General features: G+C 69.2%; 14 protein-coding genes. 5 read left to right on the forward strand and 9 right to left on the reverse strand.

What is annotated here, in order from left to right:
- Window positions 1-91 precede the first annotated feature (91 nt).
- Window positions 92-1,120: a helix-turn-helix transcriptional regulator gene (locus tag V5P93_RS12685; RefSeq protein ID WP_104480416.1), complete on the forward strand. Its 1,029-nt coding sequence runs from the start codon at window positions 92-94 to the stop codon at window positions 1,118-1,120.
- A gap of 321 nt (window positions 1,121-1,441) precedes the next feature.
- Here the strand turns inward: V5P93_RS12685 and V5P93_RS12690 are convergent, their stop codons facing one another.
- From V5P93_RS12690 to V5P93_RS12730, 9 genes are all read right to left on the reverse strand, one after another.
- Entirely contained in the window at window positions 1,442-2,869 is a 1,428-nt protein-coding gene (locus V5P93_RS12690; RefSeq protein WP_104480415.1) for an aldehyde dehydrogenase family protein, read from the reverse strand.
- Window positions 2,866-4,314 carry an aldehyde dehydrogenase gene (locus tag V5P93_RS12695; RefSeq protein ID WP_104480414.1) on the reverse strand — a complete coding sequence of 483 codons (1,449 nt, stop codon included), beginning with the start codon at window positions 4,312-4,314 and terminating at the stop codon, window positions 2,866-2,868. Before V5P93_RS12695 ends, V5P93_RS12690 begins: the two co-directional genes overlap by 4 nt.
- A gap of 210 nt (window positions 4,315-4,524) precedes the next feature.
- The gene (locus V5P93_RS12700; RefSeq protein WP_181043600.1) at window positions 4,525-5,106 is read right to left on the reverse strand and encodes a DUF3558 family protein; all 582 of its coding nucleotides are present in this window, start codon (window positions 5,104-5,106) and stop codon (window positions 4,525-4,527) included.
- 40 nt (window positions 5,107-5,146) lie between these two features.
- Window positions 5,147-5,299: a hypothetical protein gene (locus V5P93_RS12705; protein ID WP_245931400.1), complete on the reverse strand. Its 153-nt coding sequence runs from the start codon at window positions 5,297-5,299 to the stop codon at window positions 5,147-5,149.
- 86 nt (window positions 5,300-5,385) lie between these two features.
- Window positions 5,386-5,523 (reverse strand): hypothetical protein, encoded by a 138-nt coding sequence (locus V5P93_RS12710; protein ID WP_245931399.1) that lies wholly within the window; start codon window positions 5,521-5,523, stop codon window positions 5,386-5,388.
- 220 nt (window positions 5,524-5,743) lie between these two features.
- On the reverse strand, window positions 5,744-5,914 hold the full coding sequence (locus tag V5P93_RS12715; RefSeq protein WP_181043599.1) for a hypothetical protein: 171 nt from the start codon (window positions 5,912-5,914) through the stop codon (window positions 5,744-5,746).
- Window positions 5,915-6,164: 250 nt separating this feature from the next.
- On the reverse strand, window positions 6,165-6,740 hold the full coding sequence (locus tag V5P93_RS12720; RefSeq protein ID WP_104480412.1) for a DUF3558 domain-containing protein: 576 nt from the start codon (window positions 6,738-6,740) through the stop codon (window positions 6,165-6,167).
- Window positions 6,741-6,789: 49 nt separating this feature from the next.
- Window positions 6,790-7,170, reverse strand: a complete 381-nt coding sequence (locus V5P93_RS12725; protein ID WP_104480411.1) for a hypothetical protein — start codon at window positions 7,168-7,170, stop codon at window positions 6,790-6,792.
- A 121-nt stretch (window positions 7,171-7,291) separates the two neighbouring features.
- Window positions 7,292-8,257, reverse strand: a complete 966-nt coding sequence (locus tag V5P93_RS12730; protein ID WP_104480410.1) for a helix-turn-helix domain-containing protein — start codon at window positions 8,255-8,257, stop codon at window positions 7,292-7,294.
- Between the two features lie 255 nt (window positions 8,258-8,512).
- Between V5P93_RS12730 and hpaD the strand changes: the two genes are divergently transcribed.
- Genes hpaD through dapA form a run of 4 tightly spaced genes read left to right on the forward strand, consistent with a single transcriptional unit; the run spans window position 8,513 to window position 12,372 of the window.
- The gene (hpaD, locus tag V5P93_RS12735) at window positions 8,513-9,379 is read left to right on the forward strand and encodes a 3,4-dihydroxyphenylacetate 2,3-dioxygenase (protein ID WP_104480528.1); all 867 of its coding nucleotides are present in this window, start codon (window positions 8,513-8,515) and stop codon (window positions 9,377-9,379) included.
- On the forward strand, window positions 9,376-10,773 hold the full coding sequence (locus V5P93_RS12740; RefSeq protein WP_104480409.1) for a fumarylacetoacetate hydrolase family protein: 1,398 nt from the start codon (window positions 9,376-9,378) through the stop codon (window positions 10,771-10,773). Before hpaD ends, V5P93_RS12740 begins: the two co-directional genes overlap by 4 nt.
- Entirely contained in the window at window positions 10,770-11,432 is a 663-nt protein-coding gene (locus tag V5P93_RS12745) for a GntR family transcriptional regulator (protein WP_104480408.1), read from the forward strand. The genes V5P93_RS12740 and V5P93_RS12745 overlap by 4 nt, the downstream gene beginning before the upstream one ends.
- A 13-nt stretch (window positions 11,433-11,445) precedes the next feature.
- The gene (gene dapA, locus V5P93_RS12750) at window positions 11,446-12,372 is read left to right on the forward strand and encodes a 4-hydroxy-tetrahydrodipicolinate synthase (protein WP_104480407.1); all 927 of its coding nucleotides are present in this window, start codon (window positions 11,446-11,448) and stop codon (window positions 12,370-12,372) included.
- Window positions 12,373-12,395: the final 23 nt, after the last annotated feature.

The following is a 12,395-nucleotide window of genomic DNA, read 5'->3' on the forward strand; positions in this document are numbered from 1 at the left end:
CACGCCCTCCGTGCGCTGCGGGCTCCTCGCCTGCCAAACTACTGCCCGGTCCGGGTAGGTTCCCGGTCCTCGGGGTCGGCGAGGAGGTGCGATGGACCCGGCGTTCGTCTCCTCGGCGGTGCGCATCGGGGCGGCGCTGGGCACCAGCGCGGACGTCGAGTGGGAAGAGGTGTTCGACGCGATCACCAGTGCCGTGCCGGACACCTGCGCCGCCCAGGTCACGGGCTGGGACCCGGTGGCCCGCGGGTTCGTGGTGCTGGCCGAGCGCGGCTACACCCGGTCGATCTCCCAGGACCTGGCGCACGAACTGCCGCGCACCCGCTGGGGTGGCCTGCTGTTCGACTCGGACGTGCCGCTGCTGATGGACGACGCCCCCCACAACTTCCGGGATTCGCCGCACTACCAGGAGAACCTGCGCCCGGCGGGCCTGGAGGACGGCCTGTCCGCCGCCCTGCGCCTGGGCACCCACCGGGTCGTCGGCATCCTGCACCTCAACGCGTCCACCCAGAAGTCGTTCGGAGAACGCACGCGAGCGTTCATCGGCGAACTGGAGAAGACCCTCGCCCGCCGCGTGGACCCCCTGCGCAACCCCCGCTTCGAGGCCTGGTTCGGTCCCGAGTGGACGGCCAGCCACCTGGTCCCCGGCGGCGCGCCACTACCCCTGGCGGACCGCCTGCCGTCCCCCTTGGCCGACGACCCCAGGATCCAGGCCCTCAGCGCCGCCTTCAACGACCTGGACGTCGGCACGGTCGCCTTCCTGTGGCCCGGCCCCGACGGCTGGTACCGGGTCCGGTTGTTGCGGGTCATCGACGGCGTCCGCACGGGCGTGATCGTCGCGTCGGCCCCGTACGAGAACGCCCTGAGCCTGACGGCCCGCGAGGTGGACGTGGCCACGGGCATCGTCGCGGGCCTCAGCAACCAGTCCATAGCCGAGAACCTGGTCGTCAGCCGCCGAACCGTGGAAACCTACGTCGAGCGGCTGCTGGGGAAGCTGGACTGCCAGTCCCGGGGGGAGGCGGCGGGGGTGGCCGCGCGGGCGGGCATCATCCGGCCGACGCCCGGTGGGGGAGTGGGCGACCTGCACCGGCTCACCAGGGGTTCCGAACCCACCTGGCTCTAGATTTCCCGGCGTCAAGTCACTCGATCAGGGCTGTGGACAACTTTCTGCGCCGGTGCGCCGGGACCTCCATAGTGGTTCACGCGGAGCCGGTCGGTTCCGCGTGACATCGCCAGGAGGTACGAGATGCCCGTCCCGCACCACGCGACCCGGTCTTGCCCGCGCCCGGGAAGTCCACTTCGGACACCCAGGAGGCTGCCGCGCTCGGGTGCGGGGGCAACCGCGCGCCGAGCAGGACCAGCGGTTCCCGATCCGCGCCGCCGGGCCGAAAACCAGTGCTGCCCGGAGCCCCCTCGGGGCTCCGGGCAGCACTGGGCCCCGCGTCTAGGAGACGAACTCCGTCAGGACCATGACCTTGGGCTCGGTCAGGTCGAGCATCGCCGAGAGGACGCCCTCACGGCCGACACCGGAGTCCTTGATGCCGCCGTAGGGCATCTGGTCGGCGCGGTAGGTCGGGACGTCGCCGATGACGACGCCGCCGACCTGGAGCTTGGCGGTGGCGTGCGCGGCCAACCGCAGGTCGTGGGTGAACACGCCCGCCTGCAGGCCGTAGCGGGAGGTGTTGGCGGCGGTGATGGCCGCGTCCACCGACTCCACCCGCTGCACCACGATGACCGGGCCGAAGACCTCCTCGGTCACCACCGCGCAGGTCGGCGGGACGTCGGCCAGCACGACCGGGTCCAGCAGGGTGCCCGTCCCGCCGCCACCGGCGAGCAGGGTGGCGCCGCGGGTCACCGCGTCGGCCACCCAGTCGGACACCCGGCGGGCGGCGTCGGCGTTGATCATCGGGCCGACGTGCGTGTTCGGGTCGGCGGGGTCGCCGTTGGCCAGGCCGCGCACGTGCGAGACCAGGGCGGGCACGAACCGGTCGTAGACGTCGGTGTGCACGAACACGCGCTGCACCGACACGCACGACTGACCCGCCTGGTGCGTGCCGAAGGTGGCCACGCGGGCGGCCGCGCCCTCGATGTCGGACCAGTCGGGGCAGATCAGCACCGGCGCGTTGCCGCCGAGTTCGAGCAGCACGTGCTTGCGCGGGTTCGCGTCGTTGATCCGGAAACCCACCGCGTCGGAGCCGGTGAAGGAGATGACCGGCAGCCGCGGGTCGCCGACCATCTCGGCGATCTGCTCGTTGGTCATCGGCAGCACCGACCAGGCGCCCGTGGGCAGGTCGGTCTCGGCCAGCAGCTCACCGAGCAGCAGCGCGGACAGCGGCGTGGCCGGGGCGGGCTTGATGATCACCGGGCAGCCCGCGGCGATGGCGGGCGCCAGCTTGTGCGCGACCAGGTTCACCGGGAAGTTGAAGGGCGTGATGCCCAGGACGGGCCCGCGCGGCACCTGCCGCACCAGCGCGACGCGGTCCTCCGAGCCGGGGTCGGTGTCCAGCCGCTGCACGCTGCCGGAGAACCGGCGGGCCTCCTCCGCGCCCCAGCGGAAGGTGGCGATGGCCCGGGTGACCTCGACCCGCGCCCAGCTGATCGGCTTGCCGGACTCGGCGGTGATCAGCGCGGCGACCTCGTCGAGGCGCTCGCCGAGGCGGCGCGACACGTGGTCGAGGGCGTCGGCGCGCACGTGCGCGGGGGCGGACGCCACCTCGTCGCGGGCGGCGGCCGCGGCGGCCACCGCCTCCTCGATGTCGGCGGCGGTGGCGTTGCTGGTGACCCCGGCGACCGTGGCATCGAACGGGCTGCGCACGGTCACCGGGGAGTCGGAGGTGCGGGGCTTGCCCGCGACCCAGTAGGGGGTGCTCACTGAGCAGCCCCGTAGTGCATCCACACGCCCTTGATCTCGGTGAAGGCCTCGATCGCGTACGGGCCCATCTCCCGGCCCCAGCCGCTGGACTTGAACCCGCCCCACGGGGCGGCGGCGTCGGGGATGCAGGGCATGTTGACGAACACGGCGCCCGCGCGGATGCCGTCGGAGAGGCGGTGCGCGGTGCGGACGTCGTCGGTCCACACCGAGGCGGCCAGGCCGTACGGCGAGTCGTTGACGCGGTGCAGCAGCTCGTCCTCGTCGGAGTAGTCGAGCACGGTCAGCACCGGGCCGAAGATCTCCTCGCGGACGATCTTCATGTCGTCGTTGACCCCGGCGAACACGGTCGGGCGGTAGAAGTTGCCCGCGGCCAGGTCGCCGTCGGCGCGCGCGCCACCGGCCACGAGCTGGGCGCCCTGGTCGACGCCGCTGCGCACGTAGTAGTCGACCTTGTCCAGGTGCTCGGCGGTGACCAGCGGGCCGAGCTGGGTGTCGGCGGCGGAGCCGGGGCCGAGCTTGAGGCCGTCGACGGCCTTGCCGAGCTTGGTGGCGAACTCGTCCACGCGGGAGGAGTCGACGTAGAGGCGGGCGAAGGCCGCGCACACCTGGCCGCTGTTGAGCAGGCCACCGGCGACGGCACCGGCCACGGCGGCGTCGATGTTGGCGTCGCGGGCGACGACGGTCGGGGTCTTGCCGCCGAGCTCCAGCGTCACGCGCTTGAGGTCGTTGGCCGCGGCCGCGACGATGTCCTTGCCGACCGAGGTCGAGCCGGTGAACGAGACCTTGTCCACGCCTGGGTGACGCACCAGCGCCTTACCGGCCTCGGGCCCACCGGTGATCAGGTTGACCACGCCCTTGGGCACGCCGGCCTGCTCGCACAGCCGCACCAGGTAGGCCGCGGACAGGGAGGTCTGCTCGGCGGGCTTGAGCACCACGGTGTTCCCGCAGGCCAGCGCCGGGGCCAACTTCCACACCATGATCATCAGCGGGAAGTTCCACGGCGCGATCAGCGCGCACACGCCGACCGGCACCCGCTGGTCGAACTGGAGCGTGTCGGGGAACGACACGTGCCGCACCGCACCGTCGATCTTGGTGGTGAACCCGGCGAAGTACCGGAAGTGCTCCACGGCCCCCGTCACGCTGACCGCCTTGGCCACCCCCAGCGGCTGCCCCTGGTCCAACGTCTCCAACGCCGCGAGCTCCTCGGCATTGGCCTCCAGCAGATCAGCGATCCGCCACAAGATCCTCGCCCGCTCCGTGGCGGGCACCCGCCCCCACGCCGGAAGCGCCGCCCGAGCCGCGGCAACCGCCGCGTCCACCTCGGCCGCCCCCGCGTCCACCAACGTGGCGATGGGGTTCCCGGTAGCGGGGTCGAGACTGGTGAACTCCCCAGCCCCGGCCGGTCGAACCCACTCCCCATCGATGAACAAGCTCTCGCTGCGCATCGGCTCCCCTTCCTCGCCGCCACTGGACCAACGCGGAAGCAAGTGTCAACCGACACCCCCACCCCGTGATTGCCTGTCAGCGCATGGCCATTGACCAGACGTGCCCAGCCCCGACACCCCCGGACCCCACCCCTGTCCGTTTTGTCGGCGCACCGGGAGCGTACGACAACCAGCCCACCGGCGCCTGACCTGAGCAGGCACCTCCGGTCGCTACCCGCGGGGCAGTTTCGGCTCGACGACCCGGGCCAACTCGAGCGCCATCTCGCACGCCTTGTCCACGTCGACCCCGACTGTGGCCTGCGTCGCGACTCTGGTGGTGTCGGTCACCGCCATCATCACGGCGCAGTTTTTCTCCACGTCATTGATGACCTGGATCGTCTGCCGATTCCCGATCGATGCGATCGGCTTTTTGTTCAGCGTGTCAGAGAGGTCTTTGAGACCGGCGCTGTCGTAGAGAATGACGTTCAATATGGAGGTGTATTCCTGGCCTCGGACCTGCCAGGTGCACAAGCGCCCCGAGCCTAGTTCGCTGCTCTTGCCCGTCGCGGTGATGCCGAAATGGGCCTGCTCGGCGCTCGACAGCATCTCGCAAGCCTGCAAATCAGCGAGTGGGCCTGACGCTTTCCTCGATGTGGACGTCGGTTTTGAGGAACTCCTACCGACGGTCGTCGTGGTACCGGTCGGCGTGGCAGGCGAAGTGGTCGCGGTGCCGTCGGTCGTGGTTGTGCACGCGGTGCTTGCGGTTGCCACCGTGACGGCGGTGACCAGCGCCGCGCCGAGTTTGATGCGCATGGTGGGGATCCTCTTCGGGAGCATCGATGGCTGCGACGACTCAAGCCTGGGGGAACTCTGCGGCATTTTGGGCGTCTTTATGCTGGTAGTTCGCCATTGCGGTGGTGATTGCCTCTTGAGCTTGGGTCAACGATTCACGCAATGCCATCATCTGGGTGACGAAGCCTCGATCATCGCTTGCCGCGGCGATCATAAAAGGCTTCATAATTTCGGCATTGTTCGTGGATCCCAGCTTCGGCGCATAGGTCAGAATCGCCCAGTTGGCCCGGTTCGCGTCGATCAGTCGATCATGTTCCGGATCGCAGTGAGCAGGGCCTGGCCGCCGCGTTCGTTGACGGCGAAGCCGCCGGATTGGGCGGCGCCCAGGAAGTGGGAGATGTCGGGGGCGATGGAGCCGCCGCCGTCTGAGTCGCGCATGGTGTGGTTCTTCCCTCCCTGTCAGTGCGATGCTACGGGGGAGGGGTGACGGGGTGTGGGGAATCGCCGGTTTGCCTGCGGTGGGTGACGGTCTGGTCACCGCGAGGAGTGGCGTTGGGGAGGGTTAGTCGCTGCGGTGGGTGGCGCTGCGTTGGCGGTATTCGGAGGGGCTCAGGCCGTACTCGGCCTTGAAAGGCTCGGCTGAGGTATGACGCGTCCATCAAACCCCAGCGGACGCCGATGCCGCCGCCCGAGCCGCGTCCACCTCGGCCGCGCCCGCGTCCACCAACGTGGCGATCGGAGTCCCGGCAGCGGGGTCAAGACTGGTGAACTCCCCAGCCCCGGCCAGTTGAACCCACACCCCGGCGATGTACAGGCTCTCGCTGCGCATCGGCTCCCCTGTAATCGCCTTGGCCTCGCCTACCGTGAGCTGACAGGCTCTGACCTGGGCGCGTACCCGCTACTACGGATACGGCGGTGCGGGACTGTCTGGGCACCGCCATGTCGATCGAACACGTACCGAACTCTTCGACGGATTGGTACGGGCGGTTCTCCTGCCCCGACACTGGCCAAGTCCGCGATGTCGGTATCGGCCAGCAGGCCATCGTGGCAATGTGCTTGGGAATGCTGAATAGCAGTTCCTACTCGCGCGGCAGGGTGGGATCGATCAACTCGGCGATGGTGCGAGCGAGTTCGCACCCTTTGGTCTCATCGTTGTCCGCCATGACGATCGCGGCCACACTGCTCTTCTTGGCAACCGCCATTGATACCGTGCAAGCTTTGAATGCGGTGCCACCGGTTATCTGGATGGCTTTCCGTCCGTTGATGTCCGGCAGGGGCTTGGTTTTCGCGGTATCGGGCACTTCGTCAACCGCGAGGCTGTCGTACAGTACAACACTAATCACCCAAGGGCGCTTTTCCCCTGCTGTGTGCCAATCGCAAGAACGCCCTGAACCGATGTCGCTGGGTTTTCCCGCGTCTGTGACGCGCAATTGCGTTTTCATGGATGGGGTGAGTACGCTGCAAGGCTCGATATCGGCCATTGAGCTCGTGGGTTTCGACGATGTCTTGGCGGGAAGGGACGAGGTCGACGTGCCCGCACTAATCGGTGAGGTTCCGGGTTGGGTTGTCGCAGTCCCGGTGGCGGATGTCGTGCAACCGGAGACGCCGGCTGCCGCGAGTATTGCCAGGAGTACGGCGCTTGACTTGGCGCGCATGTGCCTGCCGGTCCTATCCGGTAGTGGTGTACTTGGTAGCTGTGCTGCCCTATGTCTGGGTATAGCTCGACATTGCTCGCGCTTCAGTGTTCTTGTAGTTGGCAATGGCCGCCACGATCGCTTCTCGTGCGCTGAGCAGGGATTCACGGAGCGCGGACATCTGCGTGATGAACCCACGATCGTCGCTCGCCACCGCCACCATGAACGGCTTCATCACCTGGGCGTTGTTGGTCGATCCCAGCTTGGGCTCTCGGGCCAGCTTCTCCCAGCCGACGACGTTGTCGTCGATCCACGACGTCATGTTGTCGATCGCAGTGAGCAGGGCCTGGCCGCCGCGTTCGTTGACGGCGAAGCCACCGGATTGGGCGGAGCCCAGGAAGTTGGAGACGTCCGGGGCGATGGAGCCGCCGCCGCCGTCGGAATCGCGCATGGTTGTGTTCCTCCCCGTCAGCGCGATGCTACCGGGGGAGGGGTGACGGAGTGTGGGGAATCGCCGGTTTGTCTACGGTGGGTGACGGTCTGGTCACCGCGAGGAGTGGCGTTGGGGAGGGCTAGTCGCTGCGGTGAGTGGCGCTGCGCTGGCGGTATTCGGAAGGGCTCAGGCCGTACTCCGTCTTGAAGGCCCGGCTCAGGTATGACGCGTCCACCAGGCCCCAGCGGGCTCCGATGGCTCCGATCGCCAGTTGCTGCTTGCTCGGGTCCGCCAAGTCCTGACCGCACCGCTCCAACCGCCGCTGGCGGATCCACCCCGACACCGTCACGCCCGCGTCGCTGAAGAGCTTGTGCAGGTAGCGGGTCGAAATGTGGTGTGCGGCGGCGATCTCCGTGGGGCTCAGGGCCGGGTCGTTGAGGTGCGTCTCCACATAGGACTTGATCTTCACCAGCAGCGCGCCCCGGCTCGACTCCGCGGGCACGTTCGAGTAGTCCACCCGGTCTGCCAGCGCCGTCCCCAGGAGGTCCACGACGTTCCTCGCCAGCCGCACGCTGCCGTACACCTGGGGATCGTCGAGGTTGCGGGCCAGCTGCACCAGGATCGAGCTGACGATCCCACTCACCCCGGATCCACCACTAAAGCGTGTAGCCGTCAGCTGTTCGACGTGTCCGGATGGCAGGCACAGCATGTCGCGGGGGAACATCAGGACCAAAGTGGACGAGACGTCGTCGAAGGCCAACGTATACGGGCGGGTGGTGTCGTAGATGGCGAAGTCGCCGGGGTCCAAGGCCGCCTGGCGGCCGTCCTGGCTGAGTCGCGCGGAGCCGTGCAGCTGCAACCCCAGCTTGTACACCTCGGGGTTGCCCTTGGCGATGGCGCGCTGCGTCCGACGTACGGTGTGCGCGTCGGCGGTCGCCTCGTACACGGCGACGCTACCCAGGTTCTGCCCGCGCAGCCTGCCCCGGAACGCCGAGCGCTCGCCCGGCGCGGCCTCCAGCGGCACGAAGGTCTGCGATACCGCGGACTCCCACAGGTCGAACTGCTGCGCCGCCGGCGCGCCCGCCGTCGTCACCGAGTACGTCAACGCTGACCTCCTTGCCAGAGTGACCCTGCGTGACTGGGAACACTGTTCCCTCACGCCCGTTCCCGTCAAGGCTCGGCCTCGCACCGAGTCCTACCCGCAATGTTGCGATGCGCTCCCGGTCAACCGGAGTGCACGCCCCGCCAAGGAATCAACGCTCCGAGGGGGTACACCTGTTCCCATCGGTGGCGTGTGCCGCCGTCGGAGTACGAATCATATGCGATCCGCTACATGATTCCCTCTATGGAGGAGGTCACCATGGGTGAGCTGGTCCTGGCCGCCAAGATCACGCACGTGCCGTCGATCTGGCTGTCCATCCAGCCCGGCAAGAACCACGGCATCCGCAGGCCCGCGGAGCTCGGCCTGGCCGAGGTGGGCAAGCGGGCGCGCGACCGCGGCGCCGACACCTTCCTGGTGGCGGACTCGCACTGGATGAACAGCATGGGCTTCCACCTCAACGGCAAGGCCCAGCACCACGGCAGCTACGCCTCGCACGAGCTGCCGCACTTCATCGCCGACCTGGAGTACGACTACGCGGGCGCCCCCGACCTGGCCCGGCTCATCGGCGAGGAGATCAACGCCGGTGGACAGAAAGCCCTGGTCCACGACGTCAAGGACCTCGGCCTCGAGTACGCCACGCTGGTCCCGATGCACTTCATGAACCGCCCCGACAACACCGAGGGCGCCCGGCAGCTCGACGTGCTCCCGATCGGCTGCAACATCTACTCCACGATCGACGAGAACCGCCGCGTCGGCGAGGCCATGCTGCGTGCCATCAAGCGCTCCGACCGCAAGGTCGCGTTCCTGGCCAGCGGGTCCCTGTCGCACCAGTTCCCCACGAACGAGATCTCCTCCCAGTACCTCAACACGATCTCCAACCCGTTCAACGAGCAGGCCGACCGGATCGTGCTCGACCAGTGGCGCGAGGGCCGCATCGCCGAGTTCCTCGAGACCCTCCCGACCTACAACGAGCGCTGCACCGGCGAGGCCGCCATGGCCGACACCGCCATGATGTTCGGCCTCCTCGGGTGGAAGGACTACTCCGGCAAGGGCGAGCAGCTCTGCGACTACTTCCCGAGCTCCGGCACCGGCCAGGTCATCGTTGATTTCCCGGTGCCCGCGTGAGCGCGCACCCGCTGGGCATCCAGCCGACCAAGATCATCGCGGTGCACCTGAACTACCGCAGCCGCGCGGCCGAGCGGGGCCGGTTCCCGGAGGAGCCGTCCTACTTCCTCAAGCCGCCGTCGTCACTCGCGGCGACCGGCCAGGACCTCGTCCGTCCCAAGGGCACCGTCCTTTCCGCGTTCGAGGGCGAAATCGCCGTAGTCATCGGCAAGCGCGCCAAGAACGTGAAGCGTTCGGACGCCCTGGACTACATCGCGGGCGTCGCCGCCGCGAACGACTTCGGCGTGCACGACCTGCGCTACGCCGACCGCGGCTCCAACCTGCGCAGCAAGGGCTCCGACGGCTTCACCCCCGTCGGCTCCGCCCTGCTGGACCCCCGCACCGCCGACCTGACCCTGCGCACCTGGGTCAACGGCACGCTGGTGCAGGAGGCCAAGGTCGACGAGCTGCTGTTCGACTTCGGCTACCTGGTCGCCGACCTCTCCCGCACCATCACGCTGGAGCCCGGCGACATCATCCTCTGCGGCACCCCGACCGGCGCCACCGTCGTCGAGCCCGGTGACGTCGTCGAGGTCGCCATCGGCGACGCCGAGCGCCTGGTCAACACCGTCGTCGAGGCCGACGACGAGCTGCCCAAGCCCGGCGCCCGCCCCCAGGTGACCGCCGTGGACAAGGGCATCGCGTTCGGCAAGGACGTCCCGTCCATCAAGCCGGAGACCGAGGCCGCCCTCAACGCGGTGTCCACCGCGACGCTGTCGAGCCAGCTGCGCAAGCGCGGGCTCAACCACACCTTCCTCACCGGACTCGCCCCCGCGCGCGCCGACCTGCGGATGGTCGGCGTCGCGCACACGCTGCGGTACCTGCCGCTGCGCGAGGACATGTTCGACGAGCGCGGCGGCGGCATGAACGCGCAGAAGCGCGCCGTCGAGGCCATCGGCCCCGGCCAGGTGCTGGTCATCGACTGCCGCGACGAGCACGGCGCGGGCACCATCGGCGACATCCTGGCCCTGCGCGCGGCCCGCCGCGGCGCGGTCGGCATCGTCACCGACGGCTGCCTGCGGGACAGCCCGTCCTTCGGCGAACTGGAGATCCCGACCTACTCCGCGGGCGCGCACGCCGCGGTCCTCGGCCGCAAGCACGTGCCGTGGGAGATCGGCGTGGACGTGGCCTGCGCGGGCGTCCTGGTGCGCCCCGGCGACGTGCTGGTCGGCGACGGCGAGGGCGTCATCCTGATCCCGCCCGCCATCGTGGACGAGGTCGCCAAGGACGCGCTGGAGATGGAGCGCCAGGAGAAGTTCATCCTGGCCCGCGTCGACGAGGGCGAGTCGGTCGACGGCCTGTACCCGATGAACGCGACCTGGAAGGCCAAGTACGCCGAGTGGGACGGGCGATGACCACCTCGGTCACCATCCCGGCGCTCGCGGGCCGCTCCAAGACCCAGTACGCCTACGAGACGCTCAAGGAGCGCATCGTGGACGGCTGGTACGGCCCCGGCACCCGGCTGGTCTTCGACCGGATCGCCCGCGACCTCGGCATCAGCGCCGTGCCGATCCGCGAGGCGGTGCGGCGGCTGGAGGCCGAGGGCTGGGTCATCTTCGAGCGCAACGTCGGTGCCCAGGTCGCGGGCGTCGACCCGGACCAGTACCGGCACGCCATGCACACGCTGGCGCTGCTGGAGGGCCACGCCATGGCGACCGCCAAGGCCACCCCGACGCTGCTGTCGCGTGCCGAGAAGCTCAACGACCGGATGCGGGCCACGCTCACCGAGTTCGACCCGCTGGGCTTCACCCGGCTCAACCGGGAGTTCCACCTCCTGCTGTGCGGGGGCTGCCCCAACCCGCACCTGCGGGACCTGATCACCCGCGAGTGGAACCTGCTGGACGTGCTGCGCCGCTCCACGTTCAGCCTAATCCCCGGACGGGCCAGGGAGTCGGTCGAGGAGCACGACGAGCTCTTACGCCTGCTCCGCACCGGAGCGCCCGCCGCCGACGTCGAGGCCTTCGCCCGCCAGCACAAGCTCAACACCGTCACCGCGGTCTCCACCCGCGCCTGATCCTGGAGAAGCAATGAAGTTCCGCTCCACCCCCGCCGCGGTCAAGGGCTCCATCGCCCCGGTGGTCACCCCGTTCACCGCCGACGGCGCCGTCGACCTCGACGGCCTGCGCAACCTCGTGCGCTGGCAGCTCGACTCGGGCTCGCACGGCATCTCCATCGGCGGCTCCACCGGTGAGCCCAGCGCGCAGACCATCGCCGAGCGCATCGCCGCGATGAAGGCCGTGGCCGAGGTGATCGACGACCGCGTGCCGTTCCTGCCGGGCACCGGCTCCACCAAGCTCGACGAGACGCTGGAGCTGACCGCCGCCGCGCAGGACCTCGGCGCCGACATCGCGCTGGTCATCACCCCGTACTACAGCCGTCCCACCCAGGAGGGCCTGATCGCCTGGTACGGCACCGTGGCGCGGGAGTTCCCCGACCTGCCGATCGTGGTCTACAACGTGCCCTCGCGCACCGCGCTGGACATCGCCCCGGACACCGTGGCGACGCTGCGCCGCAACCACGACAACATCGTGGGCATCAAGGAGACCACCAAGGACTTCGAGCACTTCTCGCACGTGCTGCACAAGTGCGGGCGCGACTTCCTGATGTGGTCGGGCATCGAGCTGCTGTGCCTGCCGCTGCTGGCCATCGGCGGCATCGGCTTCGTCTCGGCGCTGGCGAACATCGCGCCCGCCGCGGTCGCGCGGATGTACGAGCTCTACGTCTCCGGCGACCACGAGGGCGCCATCGACCTGCACTACCAGCTCGCGCCGCTGGTGGAGCTGCTGTTCGTGGAGACGAACCCCGCGCCCGCCAAGCACATCCTGAAGAACCTCGGCCTCATCGAGAGCGGGTTCGTCCGCGCGCCGCTGATCGAGCCGACCGCCAAGGGCCTGGAGAAGATCAACGCCCTGCGCGCCCAGGCCGAGCACCTGCTCGTCCGCCCCGCCAACTGACGCCCCCGCCGACCCGCCAAGGA

It is taken from the genome of Actinokineospora auranticolor, assembly GCF_041897805.1.
In the GTDB taxonomy this organism is placed as follows: domain Bacteria; phylum Actinomycetota; class Actinomycetes; order Mycobacteriales; family Pseudonocardiaceae; genus Actinokineospora; species Actinokineospora auranticolor.

Excerpts from the sequence above, each read along its gene's own strand:
- V5P93_RS12685 (WP_104480416.1), top strand. The coding sequence starts at position 92 with ATGGACCCGGCGTTCGTCTCCTCGGCGGTGCGCATCGGGGCGGCGCTG.
- V5P93_RS12695 (WP_104480414.1), bottom strand. The coding sequence starts at position 4,314 with ATGCGCAGCGAGAGCTTGTTCATCGATGGGGAGTGGGTTCGACCGGCC.
- V5P93_RS12700 (WP_181043600.1), bottom strand. The coding sequence starts at position 5,106 with ATGCGCATCAAACTCGGCGCGGCGCTGGTCACCGCCGTCACGGTGGCA.
- V5P93_RS12705 (WP_245931400.1), bottom strand. The coding sequence starts at position 5,299 with ATGATCGCCGCGGCAAGCGATGATCGAGGCTTCGTCACCCAGATGATG.
- V5P93_RS12710 (WP_245931399.1), bottom strand. The coding sequence starts at position 5,523 with ATGCGCGACTCAGACGGCGGCGGCTCCATCGCCCCCGACATCTCCCAC.
- V5P93_RS12715 (WP_181043599.1), bottom strand. The coding sequence starts at position 5,914 with ATGCGCAGCGAGAGCCTGTACATCGCCGGGGTGTGGGTTCAACTGGCC.
- V5P93_RS12720 (WP_104480412.1), bottom strand. The coding sequence starts at position 6,740 with ATGCGCGCCAAGTCAAGCGCCGTACTCCTGGCAATACTCGCGGCAGCC.
- V5P93_RS12725 (WP_104480411.1), bottom strand. The coding sequence starts at position 7,170 with ATGCGCGATTCCGACGGCGGCGGCGGCTCCATCGCCCCGGACGTCTCC.
- hpaD (WP_104480528.1), top strand. The coding sequence starts at position 8,513 with ATGGGTGAGCTGGTCCTGGCCGCCAAGATCACGCACGTGCCGTCGATC.
- V5P93_RS12745 (WP_104480408.1), top strand. The coding sequence starts at position 10,770 with ATGACCACCTCGGTCACCATCCCGGCGCTCGCGGGCCGCTCCAAGACC.
- dapA (WP_104480407.1), top strand. The coding sequence starts at position 11,446 with ATGAAGTTCCGCTCCACCCCCGCCGCGGTCAAGGGCTCCATCGCCCCG.